Below are 19,449 nucleotides of genomic sequence, written 5' to 3'. Positions count from 1 at the left end.
ATCGGAAAGTTTGCTAAAATTAAATCGTGAATTGTCTTATAAATAAACATGTTGTTTGGATGCCTGGAAGTGACACCAATAACTCTTTTAGGGAAAGTGTATAAAAGTGAATCATGAAACCGCCTAAAAAAGTAAAAAATAGTGAGCGCAGAGCACGAGAATACCTTACTCCAGCTGAGGTGGATAAGCTTATTGCGTCTGCAAAGCAATTGGGGCGGCATGGCTTACGTGACTCTACAATGATTTTAATTGCCTATCGACATGAACTACGCGTATCTGAATTGATCTCATTACGTTGGTCTCAAATAGATTTAAAACAAGGTCTACTTCATGTGATTCGCAAAAAAAATGGAATCCCAGCCAGTCACCCTCTTTTTGGCCCAGAGATTCGGGCTCTGCGTCAATTAAAACGCGATTACCCAGAAACCGATTATGTTTTTATGACGGAGCGTAAAGCACCTATTACTGCAGATACTTTTAGAAAAATTATCGCAAGAGCAGGAGAAAAAGCAGAACTTGGCTTGGCGACATACCCTCATATGCTTCGCCACTCAACAGGCTTCAAACTAGCTAATGACGGTCGGGATACTCGCAGTATTCAACATTATTTGGGTCATAAAAATATTCAACATACCGTAAGGTACACAGAAATTGCTTCCGTAAAATTTAAAGAATTTTGGGATGATTAATTATTGCACGGAAATTTCGACGGTTAGCGTTTAGAACCCCTATACTAATCTTTATCATCGTATAATTTCCTAAAATGAATAAAAAAGACCTAATGCAATTGGAAGGAAACACCATGTAAAAAAATGGCAGCTAGGATAAGGAAGATTAATATGGTTATAACAAAGCGCAAATTTTTCTTTTTTTTCCAAAGAAAGGCAAGAAGGCCAAGGCATAATACCATCAATGCCAATAGCAATACTATAGTCAAAGTATTAACTCCCATAATAATCTATCCTTATCTGACTATAGAGGTTTTAATGCTCTTGGTGCCTATGCCCTCCATCACCACCAAAACCTCCCTCGTAACCGCTTTCAGGATGCGTTTCTGTCGCGGTGGTTTTAGTGCAGGACATTAAGCTACATCCTAAAACAATACTCCAATCAAAAAGGAAATTGTCTTAAATCCAGTATTATTCATCTACCTCTCCCTTTCAACAAATACAAAAACAGTGGTTTATCTCATCATAACATATTGAAAAAGCAATCAAAGCGATTGTATTAATGATTCTTCGTTTTATTTGAATTCAACAATCGTAGCCCATTCATAACCACAATCAAACTAGCCCCCATGTCAGCAAAAACCGCCATCCAAAGGGTAGCCATTCCTCCAAGTGCTAAAATAAAAAACACCGTTTTAATAACCAAGGATAGACTAATGTTTTGCCATAAAATTCGCACTGTCTTCCGGCTTAAGTCAATGTACAGAGGAAGCATGGCTAAATTATCATTCATTAATACCACATCCGCTGTCTCTAAAGCGGTATCTGTTCCCTTACCCATCGCAAAGCTAATAGTGGCTTTCGCTAAAGCAGGTGCATCATTAATGCCATCTCCCACCATGCCCACAGCCTGATATTGTTCTAAGAGTTTATTGATAGCCTGCATTTTTTCTGTTGGTAATATATTAGCTTGGATTTCATCAATGCCGACTTGTTTGGCAATGGCTTGAGCGGTTAGAGCATTATCACCTGTTAACATCGCCGTTTTTATCCTTTGTCGATGCAATGATTCAATCGCCTCTCGACTGTTGGCTCGAAGCGTATCTGCCACTGCAAAAATAGCCAAGGCCGTAGTGCTATTGCTTAATATAACAGTAGTTTTTCCTTCTTCTTCCAGTCGTTTCAATTCTTGCTCAACCTCTAAACAACAGACTTTGTTGTCTTCTGCTAATTGATGATTGCCTACATAATACAATTCCCCCTGGATGGCACCTTTCACGCCTCGCCCAGGAAGCGCTGAAAACCGTTCCACTGAAAGCAATGATTTATCAGGATGCTCTTGCTGCCAATATGCCACTAGGGCATGAGCTACGGGGTGCTCGGAGTGGCTGTCAAGACTTGCAGCAAGCAACAACAAGTGTTCATTGGTTTGACTTTTATCATAAGTAATAAAATCGGTTACCACCGGTTTGCCCTCTGTTAAGGTACCAGTTTTATCCAGTGCAATTAACTGTAAGCGATAACCCGTCTCTAAATAGCTTCCTCCTTTGATGAGAAGCCCATGTTTGGCAGAGGCAGCCAAGCCACTCACCACTGTTACTGGTGTTGAAATGACCAGGGCACAAGGACAGGCAATAACTAATAAAGTCAACGCCTTATAGATCCAATCATAAAAAGAATATCCCAACACGAAAGGAGGAATTAAAGCGACAAGAACAGCAATCAATACCATAATAGGCGTATAGTATCTTGCAAATTCGTCAACAAATCGTTGCGTTGGGGCCCGCTCAGCTTGCGCCTGTTCAATCGCTTTACCAATTTTAGCGAGCAGCGTATCGCCTGACGCTTTGCTCACCTTCGCTTCAAAAGCCCCATGCTCATTTAAAGAGCCGGCAAAAACAGAATCACCTATCTGCTTACTCACTGGCATGGATTCCCCGGTAATAGGAGCTTGGTTGACTGTACTTTGACCTGAAACCACCTCACCATCCAATGGAATACGCTCACCAGGCTTAACTCTAAAAACAGCACCCAGTGGCACTTCCTCGACCAGTAAAGTTTGCCATTGACCATTAGCTGTTTTCACTTGAGCCACATCAGGAACAATCTGCATCAAGCTTCGAATAGCCAGACGTGCTTTGTCTAAGGAATAACGCTCTATTCGTTCCGCCAATGCAAACAAAACAGTAACCATAGCCGCCTCAGGCCAATCACCGATAAAGATAGCCCCTGTTATGGCAATGAGCATTAGACTGTTAATGTTCATGGCTTTTGTGCGCAAAGCAAGCCAACCTTTTTTAAAAGTAGGAGGTCCACTGAGAATAATGGCCAGTAAGGCAGGAATAATGGCCCATAGAGATTGCTCTGTTGCCAAAAGATAAGCTGCTATTTCGGAGCAAAGAGCCAATAGACCTGATAATGCAAGAATCTGCCAAGAGGCATCAAATTTAAGTTTTTCCTGAACCTTGTCGCTAGGGGTGCTTTGTTTGGCGCGCACGCTCATCCCTAAGGCTTCTATCTGCTGTTGTATAGGTTCAATGGTGGGTAATCGATGATGAACCGTTACTTCTTCAGCAATAAAATTAAAATCCATCTTTTCCACTTCAGGGATAGCTTGCAATTGCCGCCTGATTAATTGTTCTTCAGCCTGACAATCAAGTCCTGCAACAAAAAAAGTGGTTAAGGTGAGCGGAGCTGTCATCATGATTTCCCACATTGACTGTAAAAATATGCCCCCGGAGCAAGAGAAGTTCGACATCGCAGACAATTCATTCCTATCGAAGCATGGCTCACCGAATAACGACCCCAATCCTCTTGTTTTAGCAAACGCATGTTAATTCTCCGTCTCTTCAGTAAAATGTTTAAGCATGTCCTCTAAAATACAGCGTACATGCGCATCATAAATACTGTAATAAATGTGTTTGCCTTCGCGATTAGCCATCAAGAGCCGTGCCGAGCGCAACAGACTCAAATGATGGCTGGTTAAAGGGACAGAGAGCTGCAATTGCTCTGCCAGATCCGAAACCGATTTCGGCCCTTTTAAGCACTCAATAAGAAGTTTAAGGCGATTGACTTCGCCCATTAAATGCAAAATGTCACTTAACTTGATAATCTGGTCTTGAGTTAACATAATTAATAATTAAACAGTTAGATAAGTATTTAACTGTTAATATAGTTCATTAGCAGGAATTGTCAAAGAACAATAAGCACTGAAGCCACTCATTACTGCTTGCATAAAAGAACCCAGTGACATCTATACTTAAGTAAATACCATCAAATCGTGAGAAACAACGATGCTCGACTGGGCAAGCCATAATTTTCTTATTACAGCGGGGATAATTTTTTCAATAGGACTGGTTTTGATAGTTCTTGCCAAAGGAAGCTCTATTCACCGCATGAAACTCATTGCAAACATAGGATTTTATCTTGCTTTTGTGGCCTTAGTGGTCTTTGTGATAGTCCTCTTTCTGGATGTCTTGCCCAGGAAGCCTTAATTCCAACGAGAAAATATAGAGATCATCTCCATGTTAATCAAGTGTCTTCGCCGGCTTTTTTAATAGGTAATTTGTTACGGTAACGCCGCTCATGAAAGACGTAATACAAACCTGGCAACACTAACAAAGTGAGAAAAGTAGAGGAGATGATTCCACCAATCACTACGGTCGCCAAAGGGCGCTGCACCTCAGAACCAGTGCCTGTCGCTAAGGCCATCGGTACAAAGCCTAAGGAGGCAACCAAGGCCGTCATTAAAACAGGACGAAGCCTCGCCAGCGAGCCTTGTAAGACCGCATCTTTCAAATACACTTGTTTCTGCTCACGTAATTTATTAATAAAGGTAATCATGACAAGACCATTTAACACAGCCACCCCTGATAAAGCAATAAACCCAACACCGGCTGAAATAGACAAAGGAATGCCTCGGAACCACAAAGCAAAGACTCCGCCAGTTAATGCCAAAGGAATACCAGTAAACACCAAAAGAGCATCCCTTACTCTGCCAAAACTCATAAACAGCAACAGGAAAATGCCTAATAAAGTGATAGGCACTACGATTTGCAAGCGTTGGGAGGCCGATTGCAACTGCTCAAATTGCCCACCCCAAGTCACCCAATAGCCAGTGGGAATTTTGACGTTTTGTTCAATACGTTGTTTTGCTTCATTCACAAAAGAACTTAAATCTCGATTTCGTACGTTCGCACTGACTACAACACGACGTTTGCCACTTTCACGACTGATTTGATTGGGGCTTTCGCTGCGCACTAAAGTAGCCACTTCACTCAGAGGAATAAAATGCCGCTCGTTGTCTTTGGAAGGAGGTAAAGGGATAAAGACTTGGCGCAACACATTTGGGTTTGAGCGCAAGGCCTCCGGCAATCGCACTACCAAATCAAAGCGTTTATCGCCCTCAAAGAGCTCGCCACCTCTTTTGCCACCCGTTGCAATGACAATAGCATCTTGTACGGCACCAATTTGTAGCCCATAGCGCGCCAAAACGTCACGATTAATCGCAACGGTCAGAAGCGGCAAGCCACTGACTTGCTCTACTTTTACATCAGCAGCCCCGGGTACTTTTTTTAATTGAGCACTAATGGCCTCTGCCACTTGCAGTAAGGTATCCATATTATCACCGAATACCTTGACGGCCACATCACTGCGTACTCCTGAAATCAATTCATTAAAACGCATTTGAATCGGCTGGGTAAACTCATAATTATTACCAGGAATTTGTTTTACTGCTTGCTCCATTTCCTGCACTAATTCTTGTTTGGTTTTTTTAGGATTAGGCCAATCCTTGCGAGGTTTTAATATAATAAACGTATCAGCCACATTAGGTGGCATGGGGTCGGTGGCTACTTCTGCTGTCCCTAATTTTGCAAAGACTCGCTTTACTTCAGGAAATTGGCTTACCCGCTCCTCCACTAAATGCTGCATGGTGATGGCTTGAGTCAAGCTCGTTCCAGGAATTCGCATCGCATGCATGGCAATATCCCCTTCATCAAGGCTCGGAATAAATTCCCCACCTAAACGAAAAGCAACAAGAAGACTAACGACCACTAAAACTACCGCGGCACTAATTACAAGAAAACGGGCGTGAAAGCAGCGACGCAACACTCTGGCATAACCTAGTGAGAGGTAATGCACTAACCAGTTTTCTTTTTCTTGCACACGACCTCGTAAAAAAATAGCGACGGCTGCGGGAACAAACGTCAAAGCAAACAGCATGGAAGCGAGCAGCGCAATAATCACTGTTTCAGCCATAGGCAAAAACATTTTTCCTTCCACACCGGTGAGCGTTAAAATTGGTAAATACACCACCGTAATAATAAATACTCCAAAAATACTGGGCCTAATGACTTCGGTGGTCGCATACGCAATAACCTTTAAACGCTCTTCCAAATTTAACACACGATATAATGCATGCTGCTGTTCACCTAAATGTTTAATGCAGTTTTCAACGATAATGACCGCGCCATCGACAATCAAACCAAAATCAAGGGCCCCCAAACTCATCAAATTGGCACTGATTTTATTAGTGACCATCCCGGTAATGGTCAACAGCATGGACAGGGGAATTACCATGGCTGTAATAAGTGCGGCACGAACGTTGCCTAAGAACAAAAATAGAATGACACAAACTAATAGCGCCCCTTCGAGCAGATTATTCTTTACCGTATTAATCGTGGCATTCACTAGCAAGGTTCGATTATACACAGTGACTGCCTCAACACCTTCAGGCAGTGTTTTATTAATTTCTTTCATTTTGGCAGCCACCCGCTCAGACACAGTGCGGCTGTTTTCCCCCATCAGCATAAACACCGTACCCAAAACCACTTCCTTACTGTTCTCAGTAGCCGCCCCTGTACGCAATTCCTTACCTAATGCCACCTCTGCTACATCCCGAATACGAACCGGCGTTCCTTCAAAACTGGCAATGACAATATTTTCAATGTCCGCGATGTTTTTAACCTGTCCTGGAACACGGATTAAATGTTGTTCGCCATTGGATTCAATGTAACCCGCGCCGACATTGGCATTATTGCGCTCTAATGCTTCCACGATATCGTTTAAACTCAAACGATATCGAACGAGTTTCATTGGATCAGGTGTGATGTGGAATTGTTTTTCATAGCCGCCAATGGTATTGACCTCCGCAACACCTTCGACATTGCGCAGTTGTGGCTTAATTATCCAATCCTGAATGGTGCGAAGCTCCATAGGATTGTAGCGTTGACTGGCAGGCACATTCGTTTTATTCGTCACGGTATACATAAAAATCTCGCCGAGACCTGTTGAAATCGGCCCCAGCGTTGTTTCGGCCTCAGGAGGTAATTTATCCTTTACTTCCTGCAAACGCTCATTAATGAGCTGTCTTGCAAAATAAATGTTAGTGCCGTCTTTAAAGACCACGGTGACTTGCGATAAGCCATAGCGCGATAAAGAACGCGTATAATCAAGACTAGGTAGGCCGCTCATCGCCAACTCGATAGGAAAGGTGATGCGCTGCTCCACCTCAAAAGGTGAGTAGCCAGAAGCCTGGGTATTAATTTGCACTTGCACGTTGGTGATATCAGGCACCGCATCAATAGGCAAGCGCTGAAAATTGTATACACCCAAAGCGGCAATCACTGCCGTAAATAATAAGACAAACCAACGATGTTTTAGGGAAAAACGAATAATTTTCTCAAGCATCATCCATCCTTAGTGCTCGTGGCTTGCGCCTTCCTTGCCAAGTTCTGCCTTCATAAAGAAGCTGTTTTTGCTGACATAAGGCTGACCAACATCAAGACCTGACACCACTTCCACCCATTGTTCATCCTTTTCGCCTAAAATGACGGGTGTTGCTTCAAAATAATCACCTTGCCGCACAAAAATCATGTCCTTATCATTCAAACGCTGTATTGCAGAAAGAAGAACGGCAACCGGAACTGTTTTTTCTTTAATGGTAATCGCGCCATTCACATACATGCCTGGCAACCAGAGACGCTCTTCATTAGAAAGTACAGCACGTGCTAAAGTGGTTTGGCTGTCTTCAATTCCCAAAGGCGCAATGTAAGAAATGACACTGGTGGACTTTGGTTTTCCCTCATCTCCTGTCACAACAACCTCCATTCCTTGTTTTACCCGAGGAGTTTCTTTGCGGTATAAGGTAAAGTCAGCCCACACAGTAGTTAAATTAGCCACTTCATAAATGGGTTTCGTGTTTTGCGCCTGCTCCCCATTGGTAGCATACTTTTGTACAATGGTCCCCGTTATGGGTGCGGTAATATTGTAATTTTGCAGGCTTTCATTACTTTCAATGGTGACCAACACTTCGCCCTTAGTGACCTCATCGCCTAAATTTTTAGTCAACGCTTTAATAATCCCAGAATAACGAGGGTAAATCGGAGCAAGTGTATCGCGATTGGGGGCAATCTTTCCGACCACTTTTAATTGTGTTTTAATCGTTTGGCTTTCAGCAACCGAAGTTTGAATATCAGCCGCTTTTAAAATAGCCGGTGCTATTTTGATTCGTCCTTCATAGGTGGAATAATGCCAGGACAATCGTTTGCCCTTTAGCTCCAATTGAATCGTGACATCAAAGGAGTGGGGTTCTCCAATCACTTCATTACTTTGTAAAAAATTCTCAACGGGAATGAAGGTAATGGTCTCTTTTTTACCATTAAATCGGGTGAGATAAACAACTAAACGGGCCTTGGTTGGTATAATCAGTTCACCTTTCTCATAAACAAAGCCACGAAAATGAGGAGGCATACCCCGTTCAAAAATCAAAAGCTCAAGGGCTACATCACCTTCCTTGAATAAGCGACCACCTTGAGGGCCTTTTTCCATGATTTCTTGATGGTTGCCTTCTTCCATAGCATGAGAGCCCTCCCCTGCCCAGGAAAAAACCCCCATAACAAACCAAAGAATAAGAAGCAGAATGGATGGCTTAAATGGCTTTAGGAATGTCATTTGCTCTCCTTCTTAGAATTATCCAGTCCTAAAAGTCCTGTCATCTGAATTAAGGCTTTATGATAATCGGCATGAGCCTGCTGGTAATGCCGCTCTTCTTCATACAAAGAATTGAGTGCGGTTGATAATTCAATGTACGTGTAACGTCCCATTTGATAGCCCTCTTGAGCCAGTTTTATCGCTTTACGTGCCAAAGGCAATAAGGAATCCGTAACCAAATTGGCTTCATAGTGGTTTTGCTGGGCTTGTAAAAAGGCCGCATAGACACTTTGACGCACATCAAGACGCGTTCCTTGAAATTCATGGGCCGTCTGGGTGTATTGCGCTTCTGCTGTCATGATTTTGCCTTGATTTCGATTATATACTGGCACTTCTGCAAAAGCTGACATAACGGCCGCATTACTGCCGTCATCAGAAAAATGACGACCTCCCAATTGAATGTTTAAATCCGGCCAAACGGATTTTTTAACGGCGGTAATCGTCTTGCGCTTGGCTTGCAATTGCAGTTGCATTTGCAGTAGCTGAGGGCTTTGCGGTAATTTTTTTACTAATTCAGTCCAATTGACTGAAACACCTGGTAACCCTTTATCCACCAAAGGCCTATCCACTCTTAACCCATCACCTAACAAGCGCACAAGCTTGGCTCGCTGCAACAAAGCGTCCCGTGCTGCTTTATTTTCCTGGATTTTGGCCTCGCCCAATCGTACTTGCGCCAATCGCAAATCCAGCTCTGCCCCAGCACCTGCCTTAACCCGGCGCTCAATAGCCGCCACAATATCCTGATTCAGTCGAGTCAGTTTTTTGGTCACTTGATGCCATTGACCGGCGTATAGCGCATCCACATAAGCCACACCCACAGCCATATACAGCGCTGTTTGCTGAACTCTGATGCTGGCAAGAGACGCCAGATAGTCTGCATAGGTTGCTTTTTTCAAATACTGAAGTCGATGGCCTAAAGGAATCGGTTGAGTGACTGAAAACGTGGTTTCCGCAGATTCATAACTGGAGTAGGCGCCAGAGCCACCGAAATTCTCCGCCGTTAAAGTCAGTTGCGGATTGGGATAAAGGCCACTTTGAATAAAGTAACCCCGCATGGCCCTTGCTTTGTCCATTTCGGCTTGCAATTCAGGATTATTTCGATAAGCCGTGTCCAAAGCCTGTTTAAAAGTAAAGGGGGTAGCCGCCAGTACTTCGCAAACAACGAAGTACATCATCATGAAAATGACGAGACGTGAAAAATAACGCATTCCTTACCTTTTAAGAAAATCCATGTCAAACCTTATTGTTTCATTGTACCTTGATTTCGTGTCTTGATACACCCTATTGCTAAAATCAAGACAATCTGATGCTAATGCACTGAAATTTTTCTCAAATTGAGATACACTGCGTTTTATGGTCCCTCGTCATTTTATCCCATGGTGATACGATTATTCTTTATTTTATAAATACTCGTTACCGCTGAACTAAGGGCTCAATCATTAACCATTGGGATTGTAGCAAACGACTCACGCGCAGATAAAAATCATTTTTTTGGATTTGATATCGAACTCATGACGGAATTGTGCAAACAAATCAACATCCAGCGTCAATTTCAAGCCCATGCTGTTTAACGCGCTGTTTACGGACTTAAATGCCAGGTAAAATTGACCTCGCCATTGCAGCAATTACTATTACCGACGAACGACAACAAGCCTTTCTTTTTAGTCTTCCCTATTTAGCCAGTGAAGCACGTTTTGTCACCACCAAAAACAATTCGCTCAAGAGCCTTAAAAAGCTTACCCATAAGAAAACAGGTATTATCAGGGACTCTCTCTTTAAACAATTAATTACTCAGAAATTCAAATCCAACTCGATTAAAGAATACCCTTCGACAGATAAATTAATAACCGCCTTAAATCAATATGAAGTGGATGTTCTGCTTATGGATGATTTTTCTGCCGATTATTGGATAGCAAATAACAACCGGTTATTTAAAGGAGTTGGGGACACCATTCCGATTGGAATAGGTTATGGTATCATGGCTAAAAAAAATTCGATGGCGCTAATTAACAAAATGAATCAAGCCCTAAAACAAATTGAAAGAAATGGAATTTACTTGTCCTTGTATAACAAATACTTTCATACGATACCCATGCACTAATTGTCTATACTAATTAGTGTTAATTAGGTCCTTTCTAACGAGTTCCACGCCCATGGACATGAGGATGATAGCCACCAAATCGCTTCTTAACCGGCGTGTTACTTTTTGAGTCCTCTTTAGAAACGGAAGCGCTGCAGGAAAACAATAAAAAGGATAAACAAACTAAAAGAACTTCCATTAATTTTTTTACTAAAGTGAAGTGTTTCATGTATTTTCTTCCTTTTTATTAAGTTTGATTATTGAATAGTAAGCGACAGTCTGTTGATTGTGGCATTTAAAACGCTTTTAGCCAAATCCTGAGGCATCAAATGGAAAGATTACTGATACGAGTTATTGAGTATAATGGTTTTTTTACTGGTATCGCTAAGATATACTCGACTAAAAAATGGTCTCGGAAGAACTTAAATCATGAGATACTTGCGTCATCAAAGCACATCGAGCATCATTGCGCTCATTTTAATCAAGGAGGAGCAACTATGAAAAAACGGATTATTCCATCGGTCTGCAGTGGATTTATTTTATCCTGTATGACACAAATTGCTATCGCTGATGACATTCCAACTCGGTCATTGCCCATGTCGCAAATCCTGCAACACTTGCTGAGTAAGGGTTACCATACTATACAAGAAGTTGAGTTTGATGACGGATTATATGAAGTAGAAGCCCTTGATGAACAAGGAAATCAGATAATATTACGAATGAATCCACAAACGGGCGATCTCATCAAAAATCAAAACACTCAAAAATATCCAATATCCCTATTAGAAGCCGCCCAGAAAATTGAAGGGGCTGGTTATCATTCTATTTACAAAATAGAATCTCATGGTAGCCAGTACGAAGTGAAAGCCCTTGGCAAAGAAGATACGATAGTAAAATTAAGAGTAGATGCCAATACCGGTAAAATTAATAGAGACGAATGATTCGATTAGGCGTATTAATTAAAATGCCTAAAGACAGCTGATTTTTCTTTCAATAAGTAGTTATAACTGACACTACTTGTTTCTAAACGGTGCTATATTATTAAGAAAGATTTATAAGATGAGATGGATTGTTTTTCTATTGATTTCACAATCACTTTATTTCATTGCAAGTAGCATGGATATATGCCAAAACAGAGATTTTTTAAAGCCGTTATTGGGGTAATGGCCTTATTCAGCAAAATGCTTCTGTTGGCCTCTTGTGCCCCATCAACAACGACCAATGATTAGTAACAGCGGATTAATTATTTTAAGCAGATTATTACCACCTATCAAAAACAAGAGAAAGAAGTAGCCGAAAACATCATGGCAAGTGACAAGGGACTTTAGCTCGCAAATCAGGTACGCATTTTAACCATCACTATACAAAATGGCGAAATTTATTTTACTCAATTGAAAGCGACATTAATTTTATATTTTTACAATTAATACTTTTATTCATAATCAAAGTAAGTAATAGTCTTATATGGGTATGTTAAAAGCACGCTAAATAAAAGGAATTATAGATATGAAAATTGTTTATTTAATAATTAGCTTTATGATTCTTCTTTTGAATTCGGGCTGTGGTGGATTACGTCAAGTAAATGCAGATGCGAAAAATGTTAACTTATATTTTTCCTATCCTACAGGAAATTGCCGTTTCTTAGGGATTATTAAAAACCCAAATGTACATGAAGTTGTGGATATCCGCACCTCTTTAAAAGATCTAGAAAAAGATGATAATAATTTTTTAAAAAATGAAGGTGCGAAGTTAGGAGCAAATGTTATCGTTCTTGTAACCCATACACCAAGTGAAGCTCATAAGAGATATGTAAGGGGATCAAAAAACTTAACAACTATTAATATCCATTCCGTAATAGCTAATGCCTATTACTGTCCCCATGTGAAAGTTGACCAATTACAACAAAGAAATTTAGAAATTAAGCAAACTCCATTATTTGAAAATGATGACCTGCAGATCAATCATTAAAAAATCCAGGACCCTGGGTTAAATTACAAAACTGAGGATAATTTAACCCAGTATTGTCAGATAAATTGTCCCCATCCTAAAGACATGAGGAAGGATTTTCTTGGGAAGAGAAAGCTCAACACCCCAATGAACAAGGTCATTGATAGGTGATATATTCCTCATGGATGGATTAATATCATGAAGGTGACTATTTATTCCTATGAATTCATAAAATAATTCCAATGTATATTTGGCTTTTTTAAAAAAGAACAGCAACTCCTAACGTGATTGTATCTTGAGTGGTAGGCTCTCCCTGACTTCGAAGAATCCTCTTAAGAGCACCATACTCTACATCATGCTCATACTCTGAAAAAATATTAAGTCCTGGCTTAAGACGATAATAAGGTCTCAGGATATAACGCATTTGGTTTAAGCCATTGCCAATCTCGTTTTTGACGACGGTATGAGTGGCCAAAATGCTGCGAATTCCTGTGAGGAAGAAGAAGTTATTGGTCAGCTGGTTAGCCCGTGCTAACTGAATGTCAAACTTGACACTGCCATCACGATAATACGTTCTAATGTTGGTATCAATATACCAAGGCATTAACCCTTCAATACCAATACCAGGTTGCCAATAAGGGCCTCCCGGGCGATAAAAATAATTGACTCCTCCTTTAACCGCCCAAAATTGGCTAATCAAATGCCAATAGAACACATCGATGTCTGCGTTTTCAACGGTTCCTTTATAAATTTCAGCGTCCTCAGTATACAACTGGAGCTTATTGTAATCTGGGCCATAGAGGCCTCTAAACGTCATTTCCTGAGCATTATGAAAAGGGTCTTCGCCCAGCTCGATATAGCTTGAACGATAGAAGCCTTGATGATGTCCTGCAGGGTGTTTGATGAGAGAAGCATCCAGTGGCATGACTTCGTCTTCTCGTACGACCGGCCGATTGATGTAGGCTTGCTGATAGGCGTAATTGTCTGGCTTTCGAGTGCCGTTGGCAATCTCAATGATGGTGGTGTATTGAAATACGCGCGCCATGCCCGCGGTCATGTGCAGAAGATGGTGGCAATGGAAAAACCATTGACCGCTGGCTTCAGTATCAAAATCGGCAACGGCAGTCGCTCCTGGAGGGACTTCAATGGTATGCAATAACGGATCGTAAGCCCCATGACCATTGCGTAAAATAAACCAATGGCCGTGAATATGCATGGGGTGACGCATCATCGAATTATTGGTAAATATAATCCGATAACGCTTTCCTGGCTCAATCAAAATCGGTTTGGCCTTATATTCCGGTAGACCATTAATAAACCAGATATAACGGTCCATGTAGCCAAACAATTCCATTTTAATAATCCCATCGACTGGTTTATTCGGATTATTGGTTTTCACTGCCCCTTTTAACTCTTGGTATTTGGTTCCTAAGGTGGTGGCTTTTGCCGAATCAGGTGGCTCTATTTTATCGCCTATGATGGTCGGCTCAATGGGCATCTTCATGTTCATGGAGCCATTCATCGACATGCCCTGCTCCATAGGCCTGTCAGACTTCATGTTCCTATTCATAGACGTGTCATTAGCAGAGTTAGACGTCTTATTCTGGCCCATTGCGCTATGATTCATGTCCGGCATGGCCATGCTCTTGTTCATTGAGGTCGACGAAGAGTCAGATTTTATTTGAGCAGAGTTAGACGTCTTACTCTGACTCATTGCCCCATGATTCATACCTGGCATGGCCATGCTCTTGTTCATTGAGGTCGACGAGGAGTCAGATTTCATTTGAGCAGAGTTAGACGTCTTATTCTGACTCATTGCCCCATGATTCATACCTGGCATGTCCATACTCTTGTTCATCGAGGTCGATGAGGATTTGGACTTCATTGATGAGGTGTGAGCGGAATGATTGGATGCCTTGTCCATTTTCTTTTGGATAGTCTTAGAGGACATCGAATGATTAGCACTTTGCGAACTCATTGCTTGAGAGTGCGAAGGCATGGTCATGGAGGGTTTCATCGCCGTTGATGATGTTTTTTTGTTCATCAAGGCGTGTTGTTGATTTCCACCCATTCCCCCGCCATTCATAGACATCATCATGTTGGCCATCATTTCTCTTGTGACAGGAAGTGGTTCAGGGAAAGGAGTCACGTGCTGATAGTTGACGACTTGATTAGGATGGGTCACTAAGGCCCCATAAGCTTTGCCCAGCGTGTCAATCGACTCGGCATAAATAATGTAAGGCTTGTTTTTTTGAATGGTCACCAGGATATCATAGGTTTCACCTGGTGCAATCCAAAAATCCTCAATGGGATAAGGGCTCACATCATTTCCTTGAATGTGCACCATCTCCACTTTGGCATCAGGAATTTTAACACGATAGATGGTGCTTGCTCCTGCGCCAATGAAGCGCAGTCGCACCCTATCCCCTACCTTCACAGGGGCAGTCCAAGGATGAGATTTTGGGTGACCATTTAATAAATAGGCATCATAAGCCACGTCACTTAAATCATAGATACTCATGCGCATTTGTTGCATCATTTTATAATCAGCGATTAATTTTTTACGCTCTTCAGGAGAAGCTTTACGATAATCATGAAGAAACTTCATAAGCGAGGGTTGTAGGGGAAATCGAGGACCGTAATAGTCGCCGTCTTTTTTTAAATTCGCAAGCACTTGCTCGGCGCGAGTGTTGCTCCAATCGGATAAGACCACCACATAATCTTTGGTGTAGTGATAGCTTGGAGGATTGGGTGGATCAATAATAAAAGTACCATACAACCCTTCTTGTTCTTGAACCTTGGCATGGGCGTGGTACCAATAGGTTCCCCTTTGGTGAAGCTTAAAGCGATAATGGAACACGCCTCCCGGAGGAATTGGTTTTTGACTCACCCCGTCCACCCCATCCATTTGCCAAGGGACTAAAAGACCATGCCAATGAATGGACGTTCCCTCATCCAAATGGTTATACACATTGATGGTGACATCATCCCCTTCTTTAAAATGCAACGTCGGTGCTGGAATTTGCCCATTAACAGCAATAGCGCGTCTTAGTTTGCCTGCAAAATTCACCGTTTTATAAGCAACCACCAAATTAACCGTACGCTTTGCTCCACCTGTCATAGTGAGAGGTTTCACTGTTCTAACAGGTTGGCTTTTAGCGATAGGTTGTTTCATTTTGTATTGTGCAGGTTTCGATTGAGACGATGTAGTCTTGGGAGAAGGTAACGGTTGTGTTGAGGCACCATGTTGCTCATGCTGGGCAAACAAAGCAGAAGAATTAAGCAGTAAAAAGGAAAAAATAAAGCAATAATTCCTTATTAGACAACGCAAATCCTTTTGTAACATGTTTCCATCCTTCCATAAAAATCGTATTAATGCGGTGATACTGTCTTTTCTGCTGTGACAGGCAGAACACCATACCCATGCCGATAGACTAATTCCGCTCCATACCAAGCCGTCGTGAGCAGCAACACCTGGACAAAGAGCAACGCCATTAAGAAGACCAGCGTCGGTTTTTGGTGTTTAATATAACGCCAAACCATCCAGAAAGCCACAAGTACAATAGCACTCGAGGTAGTTAGTGCCCAGTTGCGGTGAATCACTTTTACGGCGTGCACCATAGCACCATGTTTTACCGTATAAAAGGCATAAAATCCAGCCGACACGGTGGCAATCGTGCTCAATGCGGCCAGCCATAAACACCAACGCGCCACGATTTCCAATTCGACAATAAACGGGTTGATTTTCCATCGAGTATTAGAGGCGAAATAGATTAAAGCATAAAGAATCACCGAAACAGAAAATAAGGCCACGGTAAAATGGACAAAAATGGGGTGCCAATTAGGGATAATTTCTATCATGGTCGATGCGTTTCTTATTCCAGTTTGGGGAACCAACATCCTATTCCCTCGTTTCTTCTTATAAAAAAATAGCCAAATGGCTATTCAGTTACCCCCTTTTTATTTCTTATTTAGTATTTTTGTCAATTGAATTGTTATCCGTTATGCTAAATGCCAGAGATAAAAATAGCAACAATAAACCGGGTTGTTTTTAGTCGTTGGCAAGAACAAGAACAATAATCTTGAAGGAATTGTTATGAACGCTAAGGATTGTTTTGCAGAGAATGACCACGAAGAAAAAATTAGAGAAACTAAATCTCTTTTTGATGAGAAAGAGGTTCATGAAGCCAGGGACTTAGAAAATGAAATGGACCTTGACGAGGAGTTTGATGCCATACGCTCTATGAATTAACGTCCTCGCCTGTTAATCGGGATCCTTATAAAGGGCTTCAAACCAATTGGTCATCACCTCATTACGCATGATTCGGGAGGATTCCAACGAATCCCTCATCATCTGCGCAACACCATGCTCTATTTTTTTAAAGCAATTGCTCTGTGTAGCCATGCGGCGATTGGCTTGAATGGGTGGGCTTAATAGTTCGATTGCTTTCATCAGTGGATTCACTTTTTCAGAAAACACATAGCGACTTAGGCGCATGGGATGCGTTTTCTCAAGCCACCAGGATAAAAAAGGGTTACTTAAGCTCTGCACAGAAGGTTGGATAACTTTTTGATAAATTGAGTCATTGGCTTCGGATGTTTGACGAACCTTGTCAAACGGTTGCGTGGAGCTCGTTGTGCAAAGTTCTGTAAGTTCTCGCGCTTCAAAACGCACATGATATTGTTCTTTACTGCAATCGGGATCGCCCGTTGGGTTAACGATTATCATTTCATAAAGCCCTGGCTGCAATTGCTCAATGGCATCACTATGCTCTAAAATAGCACGATGGTGCAATCGAACGACCTTAGCCGACACAAAGATTCCTAAATGCCCAACGGAAGGATGAAGCAGATAAACCACTCGTTGTTTGGCCTTCTTCAAGGCTTGTGTCGTAGGATAAATGGTTCTTATCCAATGTAAAGCCTGCCTCGGTGGGGTAATTTGATCGCCTTGGGAAGCAAAGAGAACAAGAGGGCTTTGAATGCGTTTCAAATCGTAAACACATCCTTTATGAATCCGCATTTCACCACGCTCTAGTTGATTGCCAATAAAAAGATTATTCACTGTGGCCATTATCTCTTCTTGACTGAATTGATAAAAACCATTCCACCAACGTTCAAACTCCAAAAATCGCTCACGCTCCCCATCAATTTCATCAAATAAGCCATAATACTTATCCCAAATGGCCGTGGTGGGATTGAGTAACTCAAAATTAGAGACCAACCAGGCCCCATCAAAGATTCCTTCTTTTAAATCCGATAGGAAGCGGGCACTCCAGGAACCACCCAAGAGTCCACCCAATAACTGCATGGGATTGGCTTCTTCTTCGCTGTTGGACCAATAAGAAACTGGTGAGCCATTCATGACCGTCAAGCCAACCGATCCCACGCAATCAGAGACCAATAAAGCCAGCATCCAACCGGCTTGACAATTGCCATAAAGAATGGGGGCTTTGCCTTCATGCCAGGCTTGGACTTTTTCAACAAAATGGCGCAAAGTCATCAGGACATCGGCGAGCGTTTGATGAGACACCGGATTAGGATAAAAAATAACAAAATACACAGGATGACCACTATGTAACGCGATGCCTACTTCAGAGTCCCGTTTGAAACCACCAATCCCTGGCCCATGGCCTGATCTGGGATCCACAATAATAACTGGATGAGCATGAGGATCAAAACATTCTTCAAAGCACACATCACCGACTTCAAGAATTTTAACCAATGCATAATTCGTTTTAGGCTCCAATGATTTCCCATCCAAAACAAATTCATATTTGAAATTAAGCAGTGGTGGCAACCCTTGTTGTTCGTGCTCCATCATATTATTGGCGCGTTCACGCAAAGTATTCCAAAACAAAATAGAACGCTGCCAACAATCCAGTTGATAAGAAAAAAAATCATGCCCCATTTGATAAGGCGAATCGGTATTTTCCTTGCCCATGCATCACCACCATCCTGAATAACCCACCTCTTTATCTATTGTGGACTAGGGATAAGATTTTTACAAAAATTTTCTCTCCATTGGATGACTGATATGGACAAGACCTATTAAAGTCAACGACTGCTCAAGGAAGTGATTAAGGGAGATTAAATAACAAATAATCCAGTCGTAACCGTTTGTTGTTGCGCCGTAGATAATCTATTATGGTAATACCTCATTTGATTAGGATGAATCTCATGAAAAAAATCAATTTTCTATTGTATTTATTAACCATGCTCGCCATATCCTTTGTGACCTTGGGTCATGGAACCACTGAAGCCACTGACACTACAAACCAAACGAAACACCTGTATCGCGGCTCCTCGATTAGTCTTGAAGAGTTAGCACAAGTTGCGGATTTATCCTCCGCACGGGATCAAAAAGGAAACCCCGTGACCCTAGAAGAAGAAAGCTACCAGGTTGGCTCTTTTACAAAAGGCACAGTGACTATCATCCCCAAAAGTGGGAAAGCAGACGATGTCATTACTTTGGATTTAAAACCAAATTAATTTATAAACATTTTACCTGGCCCGTTTGCACTCAACATAGGACAAAATCCAATTTTATCCAATGAAAATGAGAACCAAAAATGTTGCTTGTTGCTTTTTTATTTGCAATATAAATAAACCCAATTCTCTCACAGCTAACACAAGGGGTTTGCCGCTGATTTTTTATTGTACGGGTTGCCCTTTCTCGACAAAATAAATTAAAAAACTCAATAAAAAATTGTGATAAGTAAGGATTTACGACAATATACTATTTAATATTTATATAAAATG

At 41.6% G+C, this 19,449-nt stretch carries 17 protein-coding genes; 8 read left to right on the top strand and 9 right to left on the bottom strand.

What is annotated here, in order from left to right; all coding sequences use genetic code 11:
* Positions 1-113 precede the first annotated feature (113 nt).
* Entirely contained in the window at positions 114-689 is a 576-nt protein-coding gene (locus EL201_RS05465; protein ID WP_013101352.1) for a tyrosine-type recombinase/integrase, read from the top strand.
* Between the two features lie 150 nt (positions 690-839).
* The gene (locus EL201_RS05460; RefSeq protein ID WP_165481401.1) at positions 840-1,085 is read left to right on the top strand and encodes a hypothetical protein; all 246 of its coding nucleotides are present in this window, start codon (positions 840-842) and stop codon (positions 1,083-1,085) included.
* A gap of 142 nt (positions 1,086-1,227) precedes the next feature.
* Here EL201_RS05460 and EL201_RS05455 read toward each other — a convergent pair whose 3' ends face one another.
* Both EL201_RS05455 and EL201_RS05450 read right to left on the bottom strand, forming a co-directional pair.
* Entirely contained in the window at positions 1,228-3,369 is a 2,142-nt protein-coding gene (locus EL201_RS05455; RefSeq protein ID WP_013101350.1) for a heavy metal translocating P-type ATPase, read from the bottom strand.
* A 132-nt stretch (positions 3,370-3,501) separates the two neighbouring features.
* Positions 3,502-3,798: an ArsR/SmtB family transcription factor gene (locus EL201_RS05450; RefSeq protein ID WP_013101349.1), complete on the bottom strand. Its 297-nt coding sequence runs from the start codon at positions 3,796-3,798 to the stop codon at positions 3,502-3,504.
* Between the two features lie 163 nt (positions 3,799-3,961).
* Here EL201_RS05450 and EL201_RS05445 point away from each other — a divergent pair, with 163 nt between their 5' ends.
* Positions 3,962-4,162, top strand: coding sequence for a hypothetical protein (locus EL201_RS05445; protein WP_013101348.1), 201 nt, complete (start codon positions 3,962-3,964; stop codon positions 4,160-4,162).
* A 37-nt stretch (positions 4,163-4,199) separates the two neighbouring features.
* On the opposite strand, the gene EL201_RS05440 is transcribed toward EL201_RS05445, so the two are convergent.
* From EL201_RS05440 to EL201_RS05430, 3 genes are read right to left on the bottom strand one after another with little or no spacing between them, the layout of a single operon-like run.
* The gene (locus EL201_RS05440; protein ID WP_013101347.1) at positions 4,200-7,358 is read right to left on the bottom strand and encodes a CusA/CzcA family heavy metal efflux RND transporter; all 3,159 of its coding nucleotides are present in this window, start codon (positions 7,356-7,358) and stop codon (positions 4,200-4,202) included.
* Positions 7,359-7,367: 9 nt separating this feature from the next.
* A complete protein-coding gene (locus EL201_RS05435) occupies positions 7,368-8,621 on the bottom strand; it encodes an efflux RND transporter periplasmic adaptor subunit (protein WP_013101346.1) in 1,254 nt (417 codons plus the stop codon).
* Complete coding sequence (locus tag EL201_RS05430) at positions 8,618-9,868, bottom strand: TolC family protein (protein ID WP_013101345.1); 1,251 nt, start codon at positions 9,866-9,868, stop codon at positions 8,618-8,620. Before EL201_RS05430 ends, EL201_RS05435 begins: the two co-directional genes overlap by 4 nt.
* A gap of 383 nt (positions 9,869-10,251) precedes the next feature.
* Between EL201_RS05430 and EL201_RS05425 the strand changes: the two genes are divergently transcribed.
* Positions 10,252-10,761: a transporter substrate-binding domain-containing protein gene (locus tag EL201_RS05425; protein WP_013101344.1), complete on the top strand. Its 510-nt coding sequence runs from the start codon at positions 10,252-10,254 to the stop codon at positions 10,759-10,761.
* A 34-nt stretch (positions 10,762-10,795) separates the two neighbouring features.
* Here EL201_RS05425 and EL201_RS15645 read toward each other — a convergent pair whose 3' ends face one another.
* A complete protein-coding gene (locus EL201_RS15645; RefSeq protein WP_013101343.1) occupies positions 10,796-10,969 on the bottom strand; it encodes a hypothetical protein in 174 nt (57 codons plus the stop codon).
* 268 nt (positions 10,970-11,237) lie between these two features.
* Here EL201_RS15645 and EL201_RS05420 point away from each other — a divergent pair, with 268 nt between their 5' ends.
* Together EL201_RS05420 and EL201_RS05415 are read left to right on the top strand one after the other, a co-directional pair.
* On the top strand, positions 11,238-11,681 hold the full coding sequence (locus EL201_RS05420; protein WP_013101342.1) for a PepSY domain-containing protein: 444 nt from the start codon (positions 11,238-11,240) through the stop codon (positions 11,679-11,681).
* A 565-nt stretch (positions 11,682-12,246) separates the two neighbouring features.
* Positions 12,247-12,708, top strand: a complete 462-nt coding sequence (locus tag EL201_RS05415; RefSeq protein ID WP_013101341.1) for a DUF4156 domain-containing protein — start codon at positions 12,247-12,249, stop codon at positions 12,706-12,708.
* Positions 12,709-12,946: 238 nt separating this feature from the next.
* Here the strand turns inward: EL201_RS05415 and EL201_RS05410 are convergent, their stop codons facing one another.
* Together EL201_RS05410 and EL201_RS05405 are read right to left on the bottom strand one after the other, a co-directional pair.
* The gene (locus EL201_RS05410; RefSeq protein WP_013101340.1) at positions 12,947-16,033 is read right to left on the bottom strand and encodes a multicopper oxidase domain-containing protein; all 3,087 of its coding nucleotides are present in this window, start codon (positions 16,031-16,033) and stop codon (positions 12,947-12,949) included.
* 26 nt (positions 16,034-16,059) lie between these two features.
* The gene (locus EL201_RS05405; protein WP_013101339.1) at positions 16,060-16,587 is read right to left on the bottom strand and encodes a DUF2231 domain-containing protein; all 528 of its coding nucleotides are present in this window, start codon (positions 16,585-16,587) and stop codon (positions 16,060-16,062) included.
* Between the two features lie 196 nt (positions 16,588-16,783).
* On the opposite strand from EL201_RS05405, the gene EL201_RS05400 reads away from it, so the two are divergent.
* The gene (locus EL201_RS05400) at positions 16,784-16,939 is read left to right on the top strand and encodes a hypothetical protein (protein WP_013101337.1); all 156 of its coding nucleotides are present in this window, start codon (positions 16,784-16,786) and stop codon (positions 16,937-16,939) included.
* Between the two features lie 12 nt (positions 16,940-16,951).
* On the opposite strand, the gene EL201_RS05395 is transcribed toward EL201_RS05400, so the two are convergent.
* Positions 16,952-18,631, bottom strand: a complete 1,680-nt coding sequence (locus EL201_RS05395) for a DUF3141 domain-containing protein (RefSeq protein ID WP_013101336.1) — start codon at positions 18,629-18,631, stop codon at positions 16,952-16,954.
* A gap of 236 nt (positions 18,632-18,867) precedes the next feature.
* Between EL201_RS05395 and EL201_RS05390 the strand changes: the two genes are divergently transcribed.
* Entirely contained in the window at positions 18,868-19,179 is a 312-nt protein-coding gene (locus EL201_RS05390; protein WP_013101335.1) for a hypothetical protein, read from the top strand.
* The last annotated feature ends 270 nt before the right edge of the window (positions 19,180-19,449 follow it).

Origin of the sequence: Legionella pneumophila subsp. pascullei (assembly GCF_900637585.1) — a bacterium.
In the GTDB taxonomy this organism is placed as follows: domain Bacteria; phylum Pseudomonadota; class Gammaproteobacteria; order Legionellales; family Legionellaceae; genus Legionella; species Legionella pascullei.
Note: the sequence above shows the minus strand (reverse complement) of the source record. Positions and strands in the feature narration are given on the sequence as shown.

What these genes read in the sequence shown, in the direction of transcription:
- EL201_RS05465 (WP_013101352.1), top strand. Translation starts at nt 114, where the DNA reads ATGAAACCGCCTAAAAAAGTAAAAAATAGTGAGCGCAGAGCACGAGAA.
- EL201_RS05460 (WP_165481401.1), top strand. Translation starts at nt 840, where the DNA reads ATGGTTATAACAAAGCGCAAATTTTTCTTTTTTTTCCAAAGAAAGGCA.
- EL201_RS05455 (WP_013101350.1), bottom strand. Translation starts at nt 3,369, where the DNA reads ATGACAGCTCCGCTCACCTTAACCACTTTTTTTGTTGCAGGACTTGAT.
- EL201_RS05450 (WP_013101349.1), bottom strand. Translation starts at nt 3,798, where the DNA reads ATGTTAACTCAAGACCAGATTATCAAGTTAAGTGACATTTTGCATTTA.
- EL201_RS05445 (WP_013101348.1), top strand. Translation starts at nt 3,962, where the DNA reads ATGCTCGACTGGGCAAGCCATAATTTTCTTATTACAGCGGGGATAATT.
- EL201_RS05440 (WP_013101347.1), bottom strand. Translation starts at nt 7,358, where the DNA reads ATGCTTGAGAAAATTATTCGTTTTTCCCTAAAACATCGTTGGTTTGTC.
- EL201_RS05435 (WP_013101346.1), bottom strand. Translation starts at nt 8,621, where the DNA reads ATGACATTCCTAAAGCCATTTAAGCCATCCATTCTGCTTCTTATTCTT.
- EL201_RS05430 (WP_013101345.1), bottom strand. Translation starts at nt 9,868, where the DNA reads ATGCGTTATTTTTCACGTCTCGTCATTTTCATGATGATGTACTTCGTT.
- EL201_RS05425 (WP_013101344.1), top strand. Translation starts at nt 10,252, where the DNA reads ATGCCAGGTAAAATTGACCTCGCCATTGCAGCAATTACTATTACCGAC.
- EL201_RS15645 (WP_013101343.1), bottom strand. Translation starts at nt 10,969, where the DNA reads ATGAAACACTTCACTTTAGTAAAAAAATTAATGGAAGTTCTTTTAGTT.
- EL201_RS05420 (WP_013101342.1), top strand. Translation starts at nt 11,238, where the DNA reads ATGAAAAAACGGATTATTCCATCGGTCTGCAGTGGATTTATTTTATCC.
- EL201_RS05415 (WP_013101341.1), top strand. Translation starts at nt 12,247, where the DNA reads ATGAAAATTGTTTATTTAATAATTAGCTTTATGATTCTTCTTTTGAAT.
- EL201_RS05410 (WP_013101340.1), bottom strand. Translation starts at nt 16,033, where the DNA reads ATGTTACAAAAGGATTTGCGTTGTCTAATAAGGAATTATTGCTTTATT.
- EL201_RS05405 (WP_013101339.1), bottom strand. Translation starts at nt 16,587, where the DNA reads ATGTTGGTTCCCCAAACTGGAATAAGAAACGCATCGACCATGATAGAA.
- EL201_RS05400 (WP_013101337.1), top strand. Translation starts at nt 16,784, where the DNA reads ATGAACGCTAAGGATTGTTTTGCAGAGAATGACCACGAAGAAAAAATT.
- EL201_RS05395 (WP_013101336.1), bottom strand. Translation starts at nt 18,631, where the DNA reads ATGGGCAAGGAAAATACCGATTCGCCTTATCAAATGGGGCATGATTTT.
- EL201_RS05390 (WP_013101335.1), top strand. Translation starts at nt 18,868, where the DNA reads ATGAAAAAAATCAATTTTCTATTGTATTTATTAACCATGCTCGCCATA.